The 20,127-nt window shown below is 49.4% G+C and carries 22 protein-coding genes and 2 pseudogenes; 7 read left to right on the forward strand and 17 right to left on the reverse strand.

The genetic code is table 11. From position 1 onward, the window contains the following. Nucleotides 1–243: pseudogene (locus ACKRDP_RS06745) on the forward strand (uroporphyrinogen-III C-methyltransferase); the annotation flags it as partial. Here ACKRDP_RS06745 and arsB read toward each other — a convergent pair. The 9 genes and pseudogenes from arsB to cutA form a co-directional block, all read right to left on the reverse strand. Further along, a complete protein-coding gene (gene arsB / locus ACKRDP_RS06750) occupies nucleotides 229–1,542 on the reverse strand; it encodes an arsenical efflux pump membrane protein ArsB (RefSeq protein WP_409154014.1) in 1,314 nt (437 codons plus the stop codon). The pseudogene ACKRDP_RS06745 and the gene arsB overlap by 15 nt on opposite strands. Then, nucleotides 1,543–1,767, reverse strand: coding sequence for a hypothetical protein (locus tag ACKRDP_RS06755; RefSeq protein ID WP_409154015.1), 225 nt, complete (start codon nucleotides 1,765–1,767; stop codon nucleotides 1,543–1,545). It abuts the gene before it with no gap. A gap of 85 nt (nucleotides 1,768–1,852) precedes the next feature. Then, on the reverse strand, nucleotides 1,853–2,602 hold the full coding sequence (locus ACKRDP_RS06760; protein ID WP_409154016.1) for a TIGR01458 family HAD-type hydrolase: 750 nt from the start codon (nucleotides 2,600–2,602) through the stop codon (nucleotides 1,853–1,855). 78 nt (nucleotides 2,603–2,680) lie between these two features. Next, nucleotides 2,681–3,736 carry a porin gene (locus ACKRDP_RS06765; protein ID WP_409154017.1) on the reverse strand — a complete coding sequence of 352 codons (1,056 nt, stop codon included), beginning with the start codon at nucleotides 3,734–3,736 and terminating at the stop codon, nucleotides 2,681–2,683. Between the two features lie 12 nt (nucleotides 3,737–3,748). Continuing rightward, nucleotides 3,749–5,026, reverse strand: a pseudogene (locus ACKRDP_RS06770) (ammonium transporter). Between the two features lie 46 nt (nucleotides 5,027–5,072). Then, nucleotides 5,073–6,482, reverse strand: coding sequence for a type I glutamate--ammonia ligase (glnA, locus tag ACKRDP_RS06775; RefSeq protein ID WP_409154018.1), 1,410 nt, complete (start codon nucleotides 6,480–6,482; stop codon nucleotides 5,073–5,075). Nucleotides 6,483–6,505: 23 nt separating this feature from the next. After that, nucleotides 6,506–6,844 (reverse strand): nitrogen regulator P-II GlnB, encoded by a 339-nt coding sequence (glnB, locus tag ACKRDP_RS06780; RefSeq protein ID WP_409154019.1) that lies wholly within the window; start codon nucleotides 6,842–6,844, stop codon nucleotides 6,506–6,508. 139 nt (nucleotides 6,845–6,983) lie between these two features. Continuing rightward, on the reverse strand, nucleotides 6,984–7,874 hold the full coding sequence (gene dmeF, locus ACKRDP_RS06785) for a CDF family Co(II)/Ni(II) efflux transporter DmeF (RefSeq protein ID WP_409154020.1): 891 nt from the start codon (nucleotides 7,872–7,874) through the stop codon (nucleotides 6,984–6,986). Nucleotides 7,875–7,918: 44 nt separating this feature from the next. Next, nucleotides 7,919–8,233, reverse strand: a complete 315-nt coding sequence (cutA, locus tag ACKRDP_RS06790) for a divalent-cation tolerance protein CutA (protein ID WP_409154021.1) — start codon at nucleotides 8,231–8,233, stop codon at nucleotides 7,919–7,921. Here cutA and ACKRDP_RS06795 point away from each other — a divergent pair. Then, nucleotides 8,219–8,386 (forward strand): HepT-like ribonuclease domain-containing protein, encoded by a 168-nt coding sequence (locus ACKRDP_RS06795; RefSeq protein ID WP_409154100.1) that lies wholly within the window; start codon nucleotides 8,219–8,221, stop codon nucleotides 8,384–8,386. The genes cutA and ACKRDP_RS06795 overlap by 15 nt on opposite strands. A gap of 38 nt (nucleotides 8,387–8,424) precedes the next feature. Here the strand turns inward: ACKRDP_RS06795 and mnmG are convergent, their stop codons facing one another. From mnmG to ACKRDP_RS06810, 3 genes are read right to left on the reverse strand one after another with little or no spacing between them, the layout of a single operon-like run. Continuing rightward, on the reverse strand, nucleotides 8,425–10,269 hold the full coding sequence (gene mnmG / locus ACKRDP_RS06800; RefSeq protein ID WP_409154022.1) for a tRNA uridine-5-carboxymethylaminomethyl(34) synthesis enzyme MnmG: 1,845 nt from the start codon (nucleotides 10,267–10,269) through the stop codon (nucleotides 8,425–8,427). A gap of 18 nt (nucleotides 10,270–10,287) precedes the next feature. Then, nucleotides 10,288–10,647: a hypothetical protein gene (locus ACKRDP_RS06805; RefSeq protein WP_409154023.1), complete on the reverse strand. Its 360-nt coding sequence runs from the start codon at nucleotides 10,645–10,647 to the stop codon at nucleotides 10,288–10,290. A 26-nt stretch (nucleotides 10,648–10,673) separates the two neighbouring features. Next, a complete protein-coding gene (locus tag ACKRDP_RS06810) occupies nucleotides 10,674–11,363 on the reverse strand; it encodes a glycerophosphodiester phosphodiesterase (RefSeq protein WP_409154024.1) in 690 nt (229 codons plus the stop codon). A gap of 24 nt (nucleotides 11,364–11,387) precedes the next feature. Here ACKRDP_RS06810 and ACKRDP_RS06815 point away from each other — a divergent pair, with 24 nt between their 5' ends. The 3 genes from ACKRDP_RS06815 to ACKRDP_RS06825 are packed head-to-tail and all read left to right on the forward strand — an operon-like array spanning nucleotide 11,388 to nucleotide 14,274. Continuing rightward, nucleotides 11,388–12,047 carry an endonuclease V gene (locus ACKRDP_RS06815; RefSeq protein WP_409154025.1) on the forward strand — a complete coding sequence of 220 codons (660 nt, stop codon included), beginning with the start codon at nucleotides 11,388–11,390 and terminating at the stop codon, nucleotides 12,045–12,047. A gap of 5 nt (nucleotides 12,048–12,052) precedes the next feature. Then, nucleotides 12,053–12,895, forward strand: coding sequence for a glycine--tRNA ligase subunit alpha (locus ACKRDP_RS06820; RefSeq protein ID WP_409154026.1), 843 nt, complete (start codon nucleotides 12,053–12,055; stop codon nucleotides 12,893–12,895). Next, nucleotides 12,892–14,274, forward strand: a complete 1,383-nt coding sequence (locus tag ACKRDP_RS06825; protein ID WP_409154027.1) for an MBL fold metallo-hydrolase RNA specificity domain-containing protein — start codon at nucleotides 12,892–12,894, stop codon at nucleotides 14,272–14,274. The genes ACKRDP_RS06820 and ACKRDP_RS06825 overlap by 4 nt, the downstream gene beginning before the upstream one ends. Here ACKRDP_RS06825 and ACKRDP_RS06830 read toward each other — a convergent pair. Then, nucleotides 14,271–15,401 (reverse strand): SH3 domain-containing protein, encoded by a 1,131-nt coding sequence (locus ACKRDP_RS06830; RefSeq protein ID WP_409154028.1) that lies wholly within the window; start codon nucleotides 15,399–15,401, stop codon nucleotides 14,271–14,273. The genes ACKRDP_RS06825 and ACKRDP_RS06830 overlap by 4 nt on opposite strands. Beyond that, complete coding sequence (locus ACKRDP_RS06835; protein WP_409154029.1) at nucleotides 15,398–15,640, reverse strand: hypothetical protein; 243 nt, start codon at nucleotides 15,638–15,640, stop codon at nucleotides 15,398–15,400. Before ACKRDP_RS06835 ends, ACKRDP_RS06830 begins: the two co-directional genes overlap by 4 nt. A gap of 23 nt (nucleotides 15,641–15,663) precedes the next feature. On the opposite strand from ACKRDP_RS06835, the gene ACKRDP_RS06840 reads away from it, so the two are divergent. Next, nucleotides 15,664–16,296, forward strand: coding sequence for a hypothetical protein (locus ACKRDP_RS06840; RefSeq protein ID WP_409154030.1), 633 nt, complete (start codon nucleotides 15,664–15,666; stop codon nucleotides 16,294–16,296). Further along, on the forward strand, nucleotides 16,293–17,168 hold the full coding sequence (locus tag ACKRDP_RS06845; RefSeq protein ID WP_409154031.1) for an FAD:protein FMN transferase: 876 nt from the start codon (nucleotides 16,293–16,295) through the stop codon (nucleotides 17,166–17,168). The genes ACKRDP_RS06840 and ACKRDP_RS06845 overlap by 4 nt, the downstream gene beginning before the upstream one ends. Here the strand turns inward: ACKRDP_RS06845 and ACKRDP_RS06850 are convergent. The 3 genes from ACKRDP_RS06850 to ACKRDP_RS06860 are packed head-to-tail and all read right to left on the reverse strand — an operon-like array spanning nucleotide 17,122 to nucleotide 20,116. Further along, on the reverse strand, nucleotides 17,122–18,249 hold the full coding sequence (locus ACKRDP_RS06850; RefSeq protein WP_409154032.1) for a glycosyltransferase family 4 protein: 1,128 nt from the start codon (nucleotides 18,247–18,249) through the stop codon (nucleotides 17,122–17,124). The two genes, ACKRDP_RS06845 and ACKRDP_RS06850, sit on opposite strands and share 47 nt — an antisense overlap. Further along, the gene (locus ACKRDP_RS06855; RefSeq protein WP_409154033.1) at nucleotides 18,246–19,163 is read right to left on the reverse strand and encodes a TerC family protein; all 918 of its coding nucleotides are present in this window, start codon (nucleotides 19,161–19,163) and stop codon (nucleotides 18,246–18,248) included. Before ACKRDP_RS06855 ends, ACKRDP_RS06850 begins: the two co-directional genes overlap by 4 nt. Nucleotides 19,164–19,174: 11 nt before the next feature. Next, nucleotides 19,175–20,116, reverse strand: a complete 942-nt coding sequence (locus tag ACKRDP_RS06860; RefSeq protein WP_409154034.1) for a bifunctional phosphoglucose/phosphomannose isomerase — start codon at nucleotides 20,114–20,116, stop codon at nucleotides 19,175–19,177. Nucleotides 20,117–20,127: the final 11 nt, after the last annotated feature.

Raw genomic sequence — 20,127 nt, forward strand, 5'->3', positions numbered from 1 at the left:
GCTGTTTCTAACAGGCAGGAGATAGCAAGGAGGCTCATGGAGGTGGGTAGGAGTCCAGATGAGCCTGTTGCCTTTGTAGAGAGGGGGACAACCTCTGGGCAGAGGGTTGTGATAACAAGCCTGAAGGAGCTTTCTGAGAACCCTCCTGAGGTAAAGCCTCCTGCGGTTATGGTGGTGGGAAAGGTGGTGGGCTTGAGAGATATAATGAACCTTGAGGGGTTAGCTCATTCATACACGCCCTAAAAGCCATAGAGACAGCCAGAGAGAAAAGAGAGTTCCGAGAAGCACAGGTGGTGTAAGCACAAAGCCTACCTTCATGTAATACCACCAGCCTATGTGTATGCCTCTATGCCGTAAAACATGAAGCCACAGAAGGGTTGCCAGTGAGCCTATTGGGGTGAGCTTGGGTCCTATGTTGGTTCCCACTATGTTGGCAAGGGCGAGGGCACGGGTTAGCTCCTCGCTTAGCCCAGCCTCTGATATGGCAATGTTCATGGTCATGACCGTTGGCAGGTTGTTCATAACCGCAGAGAGGGATGCAGACAAAAGGCCCGTGCCCAGAATTGCAATCAACTCTCCATAGTCTGAAAGCTCCCTTATTATCCAAGAGATGCTGTCCGTATAGCCCACCCTCTTGAAGGAATAGACCACTGCATACATACCTATTGAAAAAAACACGATGTTCCAGGGCGTAAAGAGAAAAACTTCTTTCAGTCTGACCTCTTTGTTTTTGAAAGTGGAAAGAGCAAGAAGGAGAGCACATCCCCCGAGCACTACAGAGACAGGCACCTCTATTCTAAGGAGCTCAAGGCAGAGGAAGGCAAGACCCAGAAGCCCCGTGACCACAAAGCCCATGCGAAAGATAAAGCCGTCCCTTATGGCATACCCTGGTGGAAGGCTCTGGACAACCTCCTTATCGTACGTCTTTATGAGGTCTCTGCGGTAGAAAAGGTAGAGCACCAAAAGACTAAGCAGCACGGACACTGCGTTGGGCAGAAGCATATAGAAGGCATACTCCCAGAAGCTTATGCGGAAGTAGTGGGCGGTTATTATGTTGGTGAGGTTGGATATTACAAGGGGAAGGCTTGCTGTGTCAGAGATAAAGCCTGCACCCATTATGTAGGGGAGTATGTGTCTTCTGGGAAGGTTCAGGTGCTTTATCTTGGAGTAAATGATGGGCGTGAGCATAAGGGCTGAGCCATCGTTGGCAAAGATGGCGGATATGAGGGCTCCAGGGAGCATGAGGGACAGGAAAAGGTACATTCCCTTCCCACCCCCCATATGTATGGCTTTCAGAGCAAACCACTCAAAAAAGCCAGCCCTGTCAAGGATTATGGAGATGAATATAAGAAACACAAAGGCAAGTGTGGCGTCCCACACTAGTCTGGCGATGTAGAGGATATCCTCAGGACTTATAAGACCAGAAACAAGGGCAAGACCTGCACCCAGCCATGCAGACCAGCCTATACCAATACCCCATGGCCGGGCTAATACAAGAAGGAGTGTCAGAAGAAAAATGGCAGGTGCCAGAAGTATTTCCATTCACTTCTTTTCTTCGTAAGGCTTACATCCAAGGTTGTTTATGAAAAAGCTTTTTCCATCCCTTGTGGTGCACCTGTAAACCTGATAGGCAGGGCAATCCTCTGCGGGAGTTATCACAAGTCTGCCCGCTTCCACCTTTATGTGGCACTTGCCACACACTGCAGGTCTAAGGGCATCCCTGCCGAGCACGGGCTCACAGGAGACCACATGACTGCCCTCTATCATTGAACAACCTGTGAGCGCGATGACGAAGGGAAAAAATGAAAATCTCATTATCCTTATTGTATCATAGCTCTGAAAGAGAAACCTTTTACAACCCAAGAAGACGGGGCAAGTCCCTCACAGAATCTATAAGGAAATCCGGCTTTCCCTTGGTCAGGTCCTCTGGTCTGAACTTACCAGTTTTGACAAGACATCCCTTCATGCCAAGCCTTTGAGCTCCCAGCACATCGTATTCTATGTCGTCCCCCACCATGAGTGCTTCTTCTGATGACACATCTAACTTCTCCAAAACAATCCTAAAAAAGTCTTCAGAAGGCTTCCCAAGCACCCTTGCACTCTTTCCTGAGGCGTATTCAAGAGCCTTGCAGAAGGGTCCTGCATCGAGAGAGAGCTTGCCGTCAGTGTCCATAAAGTATCTGTTTGGTGCAGAAACGAGAAGTTCTTTCCCTTCAAGGAGAAGTCTGAAGGCTGTGTTGAGGTTTTCGTATGTAAAGCTCTTATAGGCATCCGCCACGAGCACATATTTTAGGGGGTAGACTTCCAGACCTCTGAACTCTTCCATGACTTCATCTGTAGCAAGTATAAAGGCGCTGGCGCTGTTCTTCGAGAGGAATATCCTGGAGACTCTCAGAGCTGTATAAAGTTCTTCCTCTTCAACCTTAAAACCCAGAGACCGCAACCTTGTAAAGGTTGTTCTGGAAGACACCCTTGTGGTGTTGGTGACAAGGGCTACTCTAAAGTGTTTTTTTATCCTTTCAAAGGCTTCAGGTGCACCTTCTATCAGCCTGTCCCTTATACACAGAACTCCATCAATGTCAAAAAGAACCGCCTTTACCATAGTTTAATAAGACAAACCTCACATACTCTTCAATCACATTTAAAAAACACCCCCGGGAAGGGGGCAAGGCGCGGCACCTCAGAACAGGAAGCCTACCTCCAGTCCCAGCCTTGTCTGACTCTTTTTGTTGTTTGAGGTAAAGGGGTTGTCCGCCTTTACATAAGAGACTTCACCCCTTACCATGAGAGGACCCTTCTGGTAAGCAGGCGTGAGGGTAAAGGTCCATCCTTTGTTTCCATCCCCTAAACCCACAAGGTCTATGCCTCCGGCATCCGAGTTGTCCTTTACATACTCCACCCTTCCGGATAATTTAATGGGCTTTAGGTCATAAGAGAAGTGCAAACAGCCTCCGCTTGCCTTTGCCTTTGCAGGCACTCCAGCTTCAGCGTCTCTGGGCGCTTCCACATACATAAAGTCCATACCAAAGGAGAGCCTATCAAAGGTATAGGCGGCAAGAGCGTTAAACTCTCTCTTGTTGGCAGGGAAGGCGGTATCGTTGGGTCTTGAGCTTTTATCTGGGATTATAAAATTAAAAGACAGGGAAGCGTCCTTGATGGGCGTTATTCCTATACTTCCTTCAAAGGCTGGCTTTGGATGTGTTGTGCTGAGAGTATAAAAGCCATCGTTTACACCCACCTTTACCGTAAAGAGGTCTGTGCTGTAGGTGAGTCTTACACCGTTGTTTATGACGGGTTGCATGTTCCATATGAGTCCTCTCTGAACGTAGTTGTTAAGGTATGTAAAGGCAGACTCGTAGCCTATTATGGTGGGTAGCTTTCCTGCCTGAAGGGAAAGTCCCTTTATGGGTGCGTATTCAAGGTAAGCCACGGGAAGAGGACTGAACAGGTCGGTGCTGTCTGAAGTCTTTAAGAGTCCCACTCCCACTACAGGGGTCGCATAGGCACCGCCAATAAGGGTAAAGCCAAAGGGTTCTGCAGGCTTTGATATGTTTATGAGGGCTGAGCCCACATCGTAACGGGTTTTCTTTGTGTCAGAGGTGTTGTTGCTGTGGAGCATATAGCCCGTCAGGGCTCCGCTTATGTTGAGGGTGCCGAGAAAGTCGGTCTTTAGCTCAAGGGCATTGCTGAGGCTGAAGCCTCCAAGAACTGCGGTAATTAAAGCAAGCTTCTTCATGTCTATACCTCCTTATGAGATGTTGTATGCACTTTCTCCGTGCTGGGACCTGTCAAGTCCTCCAACCTCTTCCTCTTCTCCAACCTTGAGGCCGGTAAGAGCCCTGGCTATGAAGAGGATTATGGCTGTCATTACACCGCTGTATACTATGGTCACCACCACAGACCACAGCTGTATAAACAACTGTCCCGGATTTCCATAGAGAAGCCCTTTACCTGCCTCGTTTATGGATGGGTCTGCAAAGACTCCGGTAAGAACCGCACCTATTATGCCAGCCACTCCATGTATACCAAACACATCAAGGGCGTCATCGTAACCCAGCTTTTGCTTTACCTCTGCCACCATAAAGTAGCAGACAATTCCTGCGATAAGCCCTATTATGAAGGCTCCCACCACGTTCACAAAACCTGCTGCTGGGGTGATTGCCACAAGTCCTGCTATGACTCCAGAGGCGAGCCCGAGGACGGTGGGCTTTTTCCTGTGAAGCCACTCGGTGAACATCCACGCAAGGGCGGCAGTTGCGGTGGCTATGTTGGTGTTGAGCATGGCAACCGCCGCAAGCCCGTTAGCACCCACAGCGGAGCCTGCGTTAAAGCCAAACCATCCAAACCAGAGAAGGCCCGCACCAAGCACCACAAGGGGCAGGTTGCTGGGAAGAAGCACCGCATCCTTCCGCCTGCCAAGTATAAGAGCACCCACAAGACCGGCTATACCTGCATTTATGTGCACCACAGTTCCACCAGCAAAGTCAAGGGCTCCGTCCTTTGCCAGAAAGCCACCGCCCCAGACCCAGTGGGCTATGGGAACATAAACCAGGCTCACCCACAGAAACACAAAGACCACCCACGCTGAGAACTTTAGCCTCTCCACAAAAGAACCGCTGGCAAGGGCAACGGTTATGGCTGCGAAGGTCAGCTGGAACATGACAAAAAGAAGCTCGGGGATAGTCCCCTGCAGACTGCTCACTCCCACACCGCTCAGAAAGAGCTTGCTGGCGCTGCCTATTATGCCCCCAATATCCTCTCCAAAGGCAAGGCTGTAGCCGTAGGCAAACCATACAAGCGACGCAATACAGTAGGCGACAAAGGACATGGCTATGGTGTTGAGGGTGTCCTTTTTCTTTGCCATGCCTCCGTAAAAGAGGGCAAGACCGGGCAGTGTCATGAGCATGACAAGGGCGGAAGACACAAGAAGCCACGCAGTGTCTCCAGTGTCCAACTTTGGAGCCTACTCCCCTGCAAAGGAGAGGCTTACCAGAAGTAGTGGTATAATACTTCCTGCGCGACGCATTCTATCTCCTCCTTTGCCCCGCACTGAGGGCGGGGCGGTTTTTTACTTAAATGTCAAAGTAAAGCTCAAACTCTTTCGGATGGGGTATGAACCTTATCTCGTCTATCTCTTTTTTCTTGGAGCTTATCCATGTTTCTATAAGCTCCTCGGTAAAGACCCCACCCTTGAGGAGAAACTCGTAGTCGTTTTCCAGCGCCTTGAGAGACTCCTCCAGTGAGCCCGGAAGCTGAGGTATGTCCTTGAGCTCTTCTGGAGGCAGTGAGTATATGTCTTTGTCAAAGGGCTCTCCAGGATGTATGCGGTTTTCAATACCATCTATGGCAGCCATGAGTATGGCAGAGAAGGCAAGGTAGGGATTTGATGTGGGGTCTGGGAAGCGTATTTCAATTCTCTTTGCCTTTGGAGAGGGAGAGTAAGTGGGTATCCTTATGGCGGCAGAGCGGTTCCTTGCAGAGTAGGCAAGCCTTACTGGTGCCTCAAAGCCGGGCACAAGCCTGTGATAGGAGTTAATTGTGGGGTTTGTAAAGGCGGTAAGGGCTGGTCCGTGCTTGAGAACACCACCTATAGCATACAGACATATTTCTGAAACTCCTGCGTATTCAGACCCCGCAAAAAGGTTCTGACCTTCTTTCCATATGGAGAAGTGGGTATGCATACCAGAACCGTTGTCGTTGGGAAGCACTTTGGGCATAAAGGTGGCAAACTTTCCATACTTGTGGGCCACCATACGGACTATGTATTTATACAGGAAAAGCTTGTCTGCCTGATTGACTAGAGAGTCGTAGCGAATGTCTATCTCTCCCTGTCCTGCGGTTGCCACTTCATGATGATGGAGCTCAACTACAATGCCCAGCTGGGACATGATGGAGACCATCTCGTTCCTGAGTCCATGGACCTTATCCAGGGGTGGCACAGGGAAGTAGCCCCTCTTGTGGGGTATCTTGTAGCCAGAAGAGGTTATCTCTCTGTTCCACCAGCCTTCCTCTGAGTCTATCCTCCAGAAGGCATAGTTGGCAGATGTGCCAAACTCCACAGAGTCAAAGATGAAAAACTCCGCCTCAGGTCCGTAGTAGGCGGTGTCTCCTATGCCGGTTTGCTTGAGATACTGCTCTGCCTTCTGGGCAATGTAGCGTGTGTCCCTGCCATACCTTTCTCTTGTGATGGGGTCGTAGATGTCGCATATCATCACCAGAGTTTTGGGCTCCATGAATGGGTCTATGAAGGCGGTTGCGGGGTCTGGGAAGGCAAGCATGTCTGACTCATGGATGGACTGCCAGCCCCTTATAGAAGAGCCGTCAAAGCCCCTACCTTCCTCAAAGGTATCAAGGGACAGCTCGTAAGCCGGTATGGTGAGGTGTTGCCACTGACCAAAAAGGTCAGAAAACCTCAGGTCCACATACTGGACCCCTTCCTGTTCGATGAGGCTCAGCACCTCCGCTGGTGAATACTTTGGCATGTTGGACCTCCTTTATAAGATTTTCATATTGCCTGCTCTCCTCTTTCTCCCGTGCGTATCCTTATTACGTCCTCCACGGGTATGATGAATATTTTCCCGTCTCCCACCCTGCCCGTCTGTGCGGTTTTCATGATGGTTTCCACCACCTTCTCCACCTCTTCATCCCTGACTATAACCTCAATCTTTACCTTGGGCAGAAAGTCAATCACATACTCCGTGCCACGGTATATTTCCGTGTGTCCTTTCTGCTGACCAAAGCCACGCACCTCCGTGACCGTCATACCACCTATACCTATCTCTACCAGGGCATCCTTGACCTCATCCAACTTGAAAGGCTTGATTATGGCTTCCACCTTTTTCATCCTTCAACCTCCTGCAGTTTGTTATTGCAAAAAACATGCCAGCCCTGCACCGCTGGCTAAGGGTTAATTTTACTATCTTTCAGAGGGATGGGTCTCTGGAAGTTGCGTAAAATTGTTTACAAAATTGTTAAATTGTTCACTACTGCCGGGCACAGCTTCTGAGTTCTATGGTGATGTGGGCTATCTCTTCAAAGTGGGATATTATTCTGTGATAGTATTCAAGGTCATGGTTTCCATAGGTCTCAAGCCCCACTATGCAGGCATAACGGTTGCTATGGATTTTTAGAAGGTGGATGTCATAGACCTTGCTCTCACCGTCCTCCTCAAGAGCCCTTACTATATCCTGAAGGAGTGGATTTCTGCCCTCCCTGTCAAGCAGGATAGGTGCGGTTTCCTTCATAAGCCCCAGCGACCACCTGATTATGAGCCCAAAGCCCAGCAGTCCCATAAGGGGGTCCATGAACCACAGACCAAGGTATTTTCCAGCAAGCAGGCCCCCTATTGCAAGTATGGAAGTAAGGGCATCTGCAAGCACATGTAGATAAGCACCTCTCAAGTTGAGGTCATGATGTTCATGATGTTCGTGGTGGTGATGGCCACCGTGAAGTATGTAAGCACTCAAAAGGTTGATACCCAGACCCAAAAGAGCTACAAGCAGAGCTTCGTCGTATTTTGTTTCTCCTCTGCTTACAAACTTTGAAAAGGCCTCCTCAAGTATGAGAAAGGAAAGGAAGAAAAGAAGTATACTGCTTGTGTAGGCTCCCAGCACTTCCACCTTCCATGTGCCAAAGGTAAAGCTTCCCTCCCTTGCCCACCTTCTGGCAAAGAAGTAAGCCATGTAGGCTATGGCAAAGGCAAGGGCGTGGGTTGACATGTGAATTCCGTCCGCAAGGAGAGCAACGGAGTTGAAGATATAACCTGCCAGTATTTCAATTGCCATGGTTATGAGTGTGATAAGAAAGACTACAAGGACTCTCTTCTGGGCTCCTGTGCTAGGAGTGTAAAACTCGTGCTGGTGCTTGCAGACCATAGGGAAATTATAAGTTTTGAAAGAACCGTCAGCTATGAGAGAACTCAACCAAGGGAGTCATCTATCCACTTGAGATAGTCCTCGTTTCCTGCCACTATGGGAAGGGCGATAATCTCAGGCACCGTGTAGGGGTGCACTGACTTGACACCTTTAAGGAGCTCCTGAAACTTTTTTGCGGAGGTCTTTACCACCAGAAGGCTCTCTCTGTCCTTTTCTATGTTTCCCTTCCACCAGTATATGGAGTTGACCTCTGGCACCACGTTTACGCAGGCACCCAGCCTGTTCTGAATGATAAACTCCGCAAGCTCCTGCCCCTTCTCCACCGGCACCGTTATGAAAACCACATAGTAGCCCAGCATAGTTTATATTTTAAGGCATGGAAAGCAGAGGCACACTTCCTTCCCTGTCAGAAATCATGGAAAAACTGGAAAAAGGTAAAGGGGATGAGAGACAGGCCGGCTCATACCTACTTTGGAGTGGACTACGAACTTCTCTGGCGGATGGTAAAGTAGGAACCTCCAGAGCTTGGAAAGGTGGTAAAAGACATGCTTCAATCCAGTTTGCCCAGATAGGCAAGCAGCGCGGTTATTGTGGCAGGCGTTATGCCGTCAATTCTTGATGCCTGTCCCACCGTGATGGGTCTGAACTTCTTGAGCTTTTCCCTTGCCTCGTTGGTAAGACCCGGCACCCTGTCATAGTCCATATCCGGCGGGAGGGTAATACCTTCAAGCCTTTTCAGCCTTTCGTTGAGCTTCTGCTCCCGCTCTATGTAGGGCTCATACTTGAGCTGAACCTCCACCTCTTCCTTCACATAGAGGTGTTCTGGCACCTCAAAGCCGAGGTTCTTGAGGTCATCTATGGTATATTCTGCAGTGAGCAGTTGCGATGGTGTGTAGCTTTTGGTGTCAGAGCCCACCGCCACCGCCACCTTCTGAGTCCTGTAAAACTCAAGCCAGCTTTCTATCTCCTTCTGAAGTTCTCTGACAAGTCTATATTGTTTCTCTGTAAGCAGTCCGAGCTCAAAGCCCAGCTTTGAAAGTCTCAGAATGGCGTTGTCCTGCCTGAGCTGAAGCCTGAACTCTGAACGGGAAGTAAAGAGCCTGTAGGGCTCCATCACTCCTTTGGTCACAAGGTCGTCCACCATTATGCCTATGTAGCTCTCATCCCGACGCAGGTATATGGGCTCTCTTCCAAAGGCTCTCAGGGCTGCGTTTATGCCCGCAAGTATGCCCTGACCTGCTGCCTCCTCGTAGCCCGTGGTGCCGTTTATGTTTCCCGCATGGAAAAGACCCATTATCTTCTTTGTTTCCAGCGTAGGGTAGAGCTCTGTGGGTGGGACCATGTCGTATTCTATGGCGTAGGCAGGGCGTATGAGCTCCACCCTTTCAAGCCCCGGAATACTGCGATACATCTCCCACTGCACCTCTTCCGGCAGAGAGGTGGAGAGCCCGTTGGGGTATATCTCTATGGTGTCCCAGCCCTCGGGCTCAAGAAAGACCGTGTGCCTTTCTTTGTCTGCAAACTTTACCACCTTGTCCTCTATGGAAGGACAGTACCTGGGACCTATGCCCTTTATCAGACCCCCGTAGAGTGCAGTCCTGTGCAGGTTTTTGCGGATTATCTCATGGGTTTTTGGTGTGGTGTAGGTTATCCAGCACAGAGCCTGCTTTTTGCCCCTCTCAAACCAGTAAGTGCCCGTAGGCTCTGTCCAGAAGGAGAATTTGGGTGGCGGGTCGTCCCCCGGTGCTGGCTCAAGGGCGGAAAAGTCTATGGTTCTTCTGTCAAGCCTTGCGGGGGTGCCGGTCTTGAACCGCCAGAGGGGAAAGTCATGCCTTCTGTAAAAATCCGCAAGACCCGTGGAGGGAGGCTCCCATGCCCTGCCGGCGGGGAAGGTTTTGTCCCCGATGTATATAAGACCGTTGAGGAAAGTGCCGGTGGCTACCACCACCGCCTTAACTCTGTATTCCAGTCCAAGCTTTGTCCTGACTGCGACCACCCTGCCGTTTTCTACGATGATGTCCACCACCTCATCCTGCTTTATGTGGAGGTTTTCCTGAGTTTCGCAGACCCTTTTCATGTATTCCCTGTAGAGCTTTTTGTCCGCCTGAGCTCGGGGAGACCAGACCGCCTTTCCCTTGCGTGTGTTGAGCATCTTGAACTGTATGCCCGTATGGTCTATAGCTTTTGCCATCTCACCACCGAGGGCGTCAATTTCTCTGACCACTATGCCCTTGGCTATGCCCCCTATGGCGGGGTTGCAGGACATCTGACCTATGGTGTCTGCATTGAGAACAAACATGACCGTCTTTGCACCCATGCGTGCGGACGCCAGTGCCGCCTCTATGCCTGCATGACCTCCGCCGATTACCGCCACATCAAACTCGTCCACCAGCATGGAATAAAAATATAGCCCTCAGAAGTGTTCCCTGCTCTGAAGCTCCTCTACAAGATTACCATCTTTATCGTAAATCCTCATGATTGCTTTTGTGCGCCTTATTTCTACCTCACTCCTCCTTACATTATCAGCATACTGCACTACCCTCTGTCTTGTGCCGTCCTGTGTGTAGTATACCTCTGTAGTAGCCTGCGGGCCCTTTATAACCATCTTGCACCAGTTTATGTCCTCGTAGTCCACAATGCCCTCTATCTTTGCATAAGCACCCACCTGAAGCCCCTGAGGACACCAGTCCTGCACTGGTGCCGGTTTTTCTGCCTTCTGGCTTGTGCAAGAGAACAACATGGCAAGTCCCATGAGATATGTAAGCCTTTTCATGGAGAAAATTTTAACCCTTTTAGAACTCAGGAAAATAGGACCTTTCTCATAAGCCCCACGTGGTCTGTTGCCACACCATCCACACCCCTTTCAAAAAGTTCCATTACCTTTTCTGGCTCATTTACAGTCCACGCCACCATCTTAAGCCTGAGCCTGTGGGCAAAGTCCACCGCCTTCTGGGTGGCGAGGGGATACTTGGGAAGCACAAAGGTGCATCCGAGCTTTTTGGCTTCTGGAATCATCCCCGGCGGTTTTGCGTAGACCAGCCCCGTGGTTATCCTGCCCCTCACTGCCTCAAGGGCAGCGGGGTAAAAGCTTATTATGGCAGTCCAGCCTGTTGCCTGAAAGCTCTCAACCACATCCAGCACAGCCTTAGCATCCTCGGGATGTTTCACCTCAAGAAACATACCCACCCTTCCGTTTACAAGCTCAAGGGCTTCTTCCAGCCTTGCAAGTCTGTAGCCATCTCTGTGGACCTTGCTGAGCTCTTCCCAGCTGGACTCTCTCACCTTTATACTCACACCAAAGACCCTTTGAAGGTCATCATCATGGCTCAGCACAAAGACCCCATCTTTTGTCCTCTGCAGGTCCACCTCCACCACATGGGCACCCAGCTCAATGGCTCTCTGAATAGACTGAAGCGTGTTTTCCAGTTCAAGGGCTGGAATGCCCCTGTGTCCCACAAGGAACCTCTCAAGGCTTTCAAAGAGGGACATGCTACAATTTTACAGACCTGAAGGATGAATGTAAACCTCAAAGAGCTTGAAAAAGTTCAGCTTGAGTGTGCCAGAAAAGTCCTGCAGAGGGATGACTTCCAGAAGGTAGAGCTCATAGGAGGCATAGACCTCACCTTTGAAAGCATAAAAGAAAACCCCACTCGGGCGTGGGCATCCCTCGTGGTAGTCAGGTTACCGGACCTGAAGGTGGTCTATCAGAAGGTGGTGGAAGGCGTGGTGGATTTCCCTTACATCCCCACCTTTCTGGCTTTCAGAGAGCTTCCCCTTATGCTAAGTCTATACAATGAGGCGGAGTTAAAGCCGGATGTATTTTTTATTGACGGACAGGGAATAGCCCATCCCAGAGGCTGTGGGATAGCGTCCCACTTTGGGGTGGAGACTGACTCTGTGAGCGTGGGTGTGGCAAAGACAAGGCTCTTTGGCTACGGAAAGGAGCCGGAACTCAAAAGGGGTAGCTATTCATATCTTACCTACAGGGGCAGCGTGGTAGGGGCAATCCTGAGGACAAAGGACCACACAGAACCGGTATATGTCTCTGTGGGGCACAGGATAAGCCTGAAGACTGCCATTGAGCTGGTTTTGAGGACTTCCATCTACAGAATCCCCGAGCCCACAAGGCTGGCTCATAACCTTCTGCAGAGGGTGAGAAAGGAGTTAAAATAATCCCCATGTATTTTCAGGACATTATCATGACCCTGCATCGCTTCTGGGCGGAGAGGGGATGTGCAGTGTGGCAACCCTACGACATAGAAACTGGAGCCGGGACAATGAACCCTGCCACCTTCCTCAAGGTGCTGGGCAAAAAGCCCTGGAACGTGGCATATGTGGAGCCCTCCAGAAGACCGAAGGATGGCCGGTATGGAGAAAACCCCAACAGGCTCCAGCACTACTACCAGTTTCAGGTAATACTAAAGCCCGCACCGGACAACCCTCAGGAGATATACCTTGAGAGCCTCAGAGCCCTTGGCATAAAGCCAGAGGAGCATGATATAAGGTTTGTGGAGGATGACTGGGAATCTCCCACTCTGGGCGCGTGGGGGCTTGGATGGGAGGTGTGGCTGGATGGTATGGAGATAACCCAGTTTACCTACTTTCAGCAGGCGGGTGGTCTTGACCTGGAGGAGATATCGGTGGAGATTACCTACGGACTTGAGAGAATAGCCATGTATCTTCAGGATGTGGACAGCGTGTATGACATAAAGTGGAACCATTGGCTCACCTATGGGGAGGTTTTCAAGCCCTCAGAATATCAGTGGAGCGTCTACAACTTTGAAAAGTCAGACCCAAAGGTGCTCTTTGAACTCTACGAGATTTATGAAAGGGAAACAAAAAGGCTTCTGGACGAGGGACTTGTGCTTCCTGCTTACGACCAGCTTCTGAAGTGTTCCCATACCTTTAACCTGCTTGATGCAAGGGGTGTGCTTTCTGTGCAGGAAAGGGCAAGATACATAAGGAGGATGAACAGCCTGGCTCAGAGGGTTGCCAGACTGTACCTCCAGACCATGGCATGAAAGTCATCCCATACGGTGGTGCAAAAACTGTAACAGGCAGTTGCTTCTATGTGGAAGCAAGGGATGTAAGGCTTTTAATTGACTGCGGGATGTTTCAGGGGCTTGAGGAAAGGAGAAACCACGAGCCCTTTCCCTTTGACCCCAAAGAGATTGACTACCTTGTTCTCACTCATGCACACATAGACCACTGTGGAAGAGTTCCAGTTTTGGTGAAGGAAGGTTTTAGAGGGAAGGTAATCTCCACAGAGCCAACTGCAAAGCTCTCAAGGCTAATGCTCCTTGATGCCAGCAAGGTCATGTATGAAAACTACAAAACCGCCCTTAAAAAGCTCCAGAGAACAGGCAGAGTGCCAGAACCGCCCCTTTACGAAGAATACGACGTGCTGGAAGCCATGGAGTTTTTCAGGGTCAGGCTTCCTTACAATCAAGACTACAGGCTCTCAAAGGGCGTGAGTCTGAGGCTCAGAGACTCTGGGCATATACTGGGCTCCGCCTTTGTGGAGCTTGAGGTCTATGAGGATAAGAGGCACAAAAGGGTAATCTTCTCTGGAGACCTTGGAAACAAGAACAAACCCATAGTCCACGACCCAGAAAGCCCATCGCCTGCAGACTACATATTTATAGAAAGCACTTACGGAGACAGGAATCACAGGAGCTTTGAAGAATCAAAGGAAGAACTGCTTCAGGCTATCCAGTATGCCATTGGCAGGGGAGGAAATGTGATAATTCCCTCCTATGCCCTTGAGAGGGCTCAGGAGATACTCTACGTGCTGAGAGAGTTCCATGAAGAAGGAAGGCTTCCCAAGTGTGAGATATTCCTTGATAGCCCTCTTGCCATAAGCATTACAAGGCTTTTCACCTCACACCCAGAATTCTATGATAGAGAAACCTACAGAGTTTTCCTCCAGAGAAACCCCTTTGAGCTACCCAACCTCCACTATACGAAGGAGGTGGACGAGTCAAAGGCTATAAACTCTGTAGGCTCAGGTGCCGTGATAATCGCCGGCTCTGGTATGCTGAACGGTGGAAGGGTTCTTCATCACCTCAAATACAACCTGTGGCGTGAGGAGTGTGCCATAGTCTTTGTGGGCTATCAGCCTCAGGGAACGCTGGGAAGGAGGATAATAGAGGGTGCGGAGAGCGTCAGGGTCTTTGGAGAGGAGATAGCAGTCAGGGCAAGGGTCTTTACCATAAACGGCTTCTCCTCCCATGCGGACCAGGCGGGTTTGCTGGAGTGGCTTTCTTATGCTGGAAAACCCGAAAGGGTTTTTCTCATACATGGAGAGGAGGAGAAAATGAAGGTCTTCGGGGGAGCTATAAAGGAAAAACTGGGTCTTAGTTCTCATACACCAGAACTGGGTGAGGTTCTTGAGCTCTAATCAAGCACTCTGACCGCTACTATCAACCGATATATGTTTCTCAGACTGTCCCTTTCCAACAGGTTTTTATACACCGAGTTTATTTGCCATTCTGAACCATCTTCTCTTCTCAGTCTGTGCACTGCATGATACAGCACTGGTTCACCCTCTTGAAATCCTCCGTATACCATAACATGACCCTTCATAAAAAGAAGCGTCCTGAAGGGAGGCATTCTTCTAAGAGTCTCCTTAAGTTCTTCGTAGCTTTTAAAGCCTGCAGCCACAAGCCTGCCTATCTGAGCCTGCTGGGAGGAGTTTCTGGGAAGCTCAAGACCAAAAACTGCATAGAGGCTCTGCACCAGAGAAGAGCAGTCCCATCTTCCCTCCTTGCCTCCCCAGTCGTAGGCGGTGCCAAGAAGGCTTTCAAGTATTGACCTTACCCTATCCTCTCTGAAGCTCAAATAGCCCTCCTCAAGCCCCTCGTGTTTTTCAATCCAGACCCTTCTCATATCTGGAAGAAGCACCCTGTATCTGTCCCCCACTTTCTCTTCGTAGTAGAGCTTTGAACCAAGACCAAAGAAGATACCCTCAACCTCCACCCCACCCCTTGACACAACAAGAAAAGGCAGTCTGAGCACTTTCATAAGTTTTTCTCTTTCTATCAGAAGCACATCCTCCCTTCTGACCCATCCTCTCATGTAGGGAGCATGCACATAGAGCCAGTTTCCGTCTCTTGATTTGTGAAGAATTGCCAGAGGAGTGAGGGGTTCAAGAAGGGTATACTGGTTGTAATCAATCTTGGGATTTCCTCTGTGGATGACCGCATTGCTGGGATACATGCGCATGTTGCTTCTTCTGAGAGTCCAGCCAAACCTGACAAAAAGGATTTCTTCAACTGCCTCCAGATTCATGTTTCCCATCAGGGATTTGATGTCTTCATCCTTTAGCTCTCTGCCGTTTATAAAAAGCCTTCCTTCTGGTAGTCTGTCCTCTGTGAGCCATTCCCTGAGCTGCCTACCCTCCAGCACCTGGGGGAATTCCTCAATCCTTTTCATATAATCAATGAGAGCGTGGGATTGCCTGTTTATGGCTTCCACCTGCAGGGCAAAAGAAAGGCTCAAAAAAAGCATAAGGAGGAGGAATATCATACCTCTCTCCTGAACCCCCCTTTGAGAGCGAACTCCACCCATCCAAAGCATGTCCTGTAATTTTCCTCAACCTGCATCTTCAACTTCTGAAGGAAAAGAGCCAGCTCCTCCAGCTCCTCCCTGCTCATCTCGGGAAGACTTTTCATCAGTTCCTCCAGTTCTTCTCTCAAAGCCTCTGGCTTGAAGGGGTCAAGGGATAGCTTTTCCAGCCTTTTTAGTTTTTCCCTCAGTTCTTCCACGGGTATGTATTATAATAGACCGCATGAGAAAGAGTTTGCTCGGACTTGGTTTTCTTCTGTCTTTTATGACATTTCCTCTTGCCCAGCAGGTAAACCCCTTTCTCCTACCTGAGAGGGCAAACTCCAGAATAAACGCCAGCGTAGAAATCGCAAAACAGCTCAGAAATATGGGATACAACCGCATAGCGGTGGTTTACATGGAAACCTCAGACCTCTGCGCCCTTTTTTCTGCATCTCTAGTAGCCTCTCTGAAGACCCTTGGAACAGAAGCCTACTACATAAAGGGTGGAGACGGGCTTGGGGAAAGGCTCAAGCTTCTTCAGCCTTCTCATGTTTACATGGCTTACTTTGGAGAAAGACCCCCTGCAGAGGTTCAGACACAGTTCAATCAGGACCTCAAGAAGGTTCTGGAATACAGCAAAAAGCCCAGCCTCATACTTCAGCCTTCACTGCTCGCAATGGGCTTTGTAAGTGGTGTTCTTGCGGATGAAACCCTTTCCTCTTCACTTCAGGACCTTCCCATGCTCAGCTTTGTTTTTGAAGAAGGCAGGGCAAGGCCCGCAAGGGTTGTCATAAAGGACCTTGAGGTAAGGGTCTCTGTGGAAGAGCCAAAACCACAACAGCCACAAAAGCCTGCAAAACAGAGAAAGAGGTGAAACTACTTGCTCTCCTGCTTTTTATATCCCTTGCCCTCTCTCAGGAAAGGCTTTTTCACCTCATGGGCACATACGCCCTTATAGAGCTTCCCGAGGGCAGAGAATACGAAGCCTACAGGTATATGAAAAGCCTTGAGGAAAAGCTATCCGATTACATACAGACCTCTGAAGTTTCGGCGATAAATCAGAAGGCAGGGCAGGGCTGCGTGGAGGTCTCCGAAGATACCCTTGAGGTCATAAAGAAAGCCCTTGAGGTATCAAAGACAACCTACGGCTTTTTTGACATCACCGTGGGTAGCTACACCATAAACCATAGAAGAAAGAAACTTCTCGGCGAGAAGGAGGCGAGGAAGCTGATAGATTACAGAAGGCTTAAGATTGAGGCAAACAGGGTCTGCCTTCTGGAAAAGGGTATGGCCATAGACCTTGGCGGTATAGGCAAGGGTTATACGGTGCAGAAGGTTTACGAGAGGCTAAAAACCCCATGGGGCTTTGTGTCCATAGCTGGAGACATGAAGGTATGGGGGCACAGCAGGCTTCTGGCAATCTTTAATCCAGTAGACAACTCCATACTGGCACAGGGCCACAACGCAAAAGACCTCTGCCTTTCTACAGGAGGCAACTACTTCAGAAGGCACATCCTTGGAAGGGAAAACAGCCTTGTTCAGGCAACGGTAGCCTATAGCGACTGCACAATTACCGACGCACTGGAGACTGCCCTCCTTGCTATGGATGACGAAAGCAGGGAAAGGTTTTTGAGGGAAAACCCCCATATTGGAGTTCTTCTCCTCTTTAGGGATGGAAGTCTTTATGTGAACAGGGCTTTTATGGACTACTTTGATGGGCTGAGGATATACCCAGAAGCTCCCTGAATAGCTCAATATACATGTCAACGGTCTTCTCTATGGAATACTCCCGGGCTGTTTCTATTGCCCTTCTGGAAATACTCTCACATTCTTCTTTTGACAGACCAAGAGCACGCCTCATCTTTTGCACAAGCCCATGGAGGTCCCCCACAGGAACTGCAAGAGCGTTTTCACCATCTTTAACATAGTCTGCTATACCACCAGCAAGAGTTGATATTACTAGCTTTCCGCATGCCATAGCCTGCAGGACTGCACCGGCAACGCCTTCAAAATAGGAGGAAAAGACAAAAAAATCTGCCATGTTGATAAGCTCTGGCACATCTTCTCTAAAGCCAAGCCCCAGAAGTCTACCCTCAAGCCCATACCTTTTTGCGTATTCCGGGGCGTAGTCATCCGTCTGGAGACCAACGAGAAGGAGAATACAGTCACGACAGTTCAGCCTTGAGAAGGCCTCTATCAGAAGTGGCTGACCCTTGTGCTCTGGGTTCCAGTTTGCCACGTTTATAAAAACCTTCCAGTCTGGGGGGATACCAAGCTCTTTTCTCTTCTCTAAGGCCTTCTCCTTTTCCACGGGTCTGAACCTCTGAAGGTCAAGACCGCTGGGGATGTAGACGAGCCTCTCTGGAAAAAAGCCCTCACGCCTTAGTTTTTCAAGGGTTGTCCTGTCCACCACCACAATCCTGTCTGCAACTGAATACTTTAGCAGTTTGGAAACTTGGCTGGAACCCTTGCCCGTCCTCTTGTAAGCTATAACCTTTGGCTTTTTCCTTAGAAAGAGTAAGGATAGCCTCACAAAGTCAAGGGCATGGGGAGAGTTGGCAATAACTATATCAAATTCTTCCTCTTTGAGTATCTTCCAGAGCCTGTAGTAGTTTGCAAGGTTGAGGCGGGAGAGTCTGTTGTGGTTTTCAAAGAAGTGAAGCTTTACGGGATACTCTCTGAGCTTTCTCACCATAAGCTCATACTGGAAAGAGAGAGCCACATGAACCTCAATACCCCTTAGAGAAAGCTCCCTCGTTATCAGATATGTCTGTTCCTTTGTCCCTCCCCAACCAAGACCGTCCACTACCTGAAGAACCCTAATCATTCAGAAGACTTTTCTTCCCTTTTGACTATTATGGAGGCAACTACCGAAACAAAAATTGCACTGCCTATGAGAAGAAGAGAAACTTCCACCGGTATCTTGTAAATGTCCGAAAGGAGCATCTTGACACCTATAAAGCCGAGGATAAAGGAGAGTCCATAGTGCAGGTAGTGAAAGAGCGGAAGCACACCCGCAGCCGCAAAGTAAAGAGACCTGAGCCCCAGTATAGCAAAGATGTTTGATGTGTAAACTATAAAGGGGTCTCTTGATATGGCGATTATGGCTGGCACCGAGTCTATGGCAAACATGATATCCGAGCTCTCTACAAACACAAGAGCAAGAAACATAGGGGTTGCGTAGAGCTTTCCACCCTCCCTTATGAAGAACCTGCCATCTCCGTTGTGAGGTCTGAGGGGGATTATCTTCTTTGCTATTCGGTAGACAAGGGTGTGCTCTGGATGAAACTCCTTCTCTTCTGTGGTCAGAAGCTTTATGGCGGAGATGATGAGTATGACGCCAAATATGTAGACCATCCAGTGGAAGTGCTTTATGAGCTCAAGACCTGCAAAGATGAATATGGCCCTGAAAACGATGGCTCCTAAAACTCCCCAGAAGAGCACCTTGTGTCTGAATTCCTCGGGAACTTTAAAGTAGGAGAAGATGAGTATAAAAACAAAAATGTTGTCAAGGCTAAGTGCCTTCTCAAGAAGATAGCCCGTCAGATACTCCACAGTCCTGTCGTATCCCCTCGTGTAATAGACAAAGCCTGCAAAGGCAAGACCCAGGGCTATCCAGAAGGCGGAGAGCAGAAGGGCTTCCTTGAGGGATATCTTGTGGGGATGCCTGTGAAAGACAAAGAGGTCAAGAAACAGAGCAGTAAGAACCACCAGTCCAAATACGAGCCAGCCTATTTCCATAGTGAGCCTAATTATAACATGCTCCTTTTTATAAAATCTATGACCCTGACAGGTATCGGGTCCTGCCTGTATAGCTCTGCAAGGTAGAGGCTGACCCAGTCCCCGAGGTATGTGAGATACAGAAGCCTTTCCATAAGGCTTTCCCCTTTTCCTGACAACACTTTCAGAACCACGCCAAGGTCTTCAAATATCTGACGGGTTATTTCAACCCTTTTGAGAATCCTATCATTGTCCATAGGGTCATATAGTAGGGTAAAGGTGCAGAGGTTTCTTATCTGAGCATTGTCAAGACCTACCACCTCGTTGTGGTGCATCTCTGGCAGAAAGGCGTTGTAGCAGAGGGTCTTTGAGTTCTCGTTTATCTGCGTTTTCCAGCGGAAGGCTACAGGTTCAGTAAGAGGCGTTCCGTAAACTATGGGGATGTATGTAAACATGGAGCGGGCAATATCCTGAGCCTGTGACTTTATCTCTTCCCTGTGTCTGATAAGATGCTCCCTGAGCCTTTCCACAGATTCATCCATGCCAAAAAGGCACATGAGAGCTGAAAGCATAAAGCCAAGGGCATATCTCGGTGGATAGCCCTGGGGCAGTGGAATGTGCATCAGCCCTTCCCTCTCTGCTATCTCTTTAAGTCTTCCGCCAGAGCTTACACATACTGGCTTTAGCCCCCTTTTCAGGGCTTCCTGGAGTGTGCTCAGGGTCTCTTCTGTGTTTCCGCTGTAGCTGGTGCAGACAAGAAGCCAGCCCTCTTTTACGAAGGGTGGGAGGTCATAGCCCCTCAGGGACACTACAGGTCTGTCTCCTCTCAGAAAAAGCCTCATGAAGTCCCCCACTATGCCTGACCCTCCCATACCGCTGAAGACTATTCCACTGTATTCCTCAGGCTTGATGCTCTTACACTCTACCCTTCTAAACTGCTCTGGAAATTCCTCCAGCATTCTCAGGGCATCCATGGCATCCCTCC

The organism is Pampinifervens navoyensis, assembly GCF_046159715.1.
In the GTDB taxonomy this organism is placed as follows: Bacteria; Aquificota; Aquificia; order Aquificales; family Aquificaceae; genus Pampinifervens.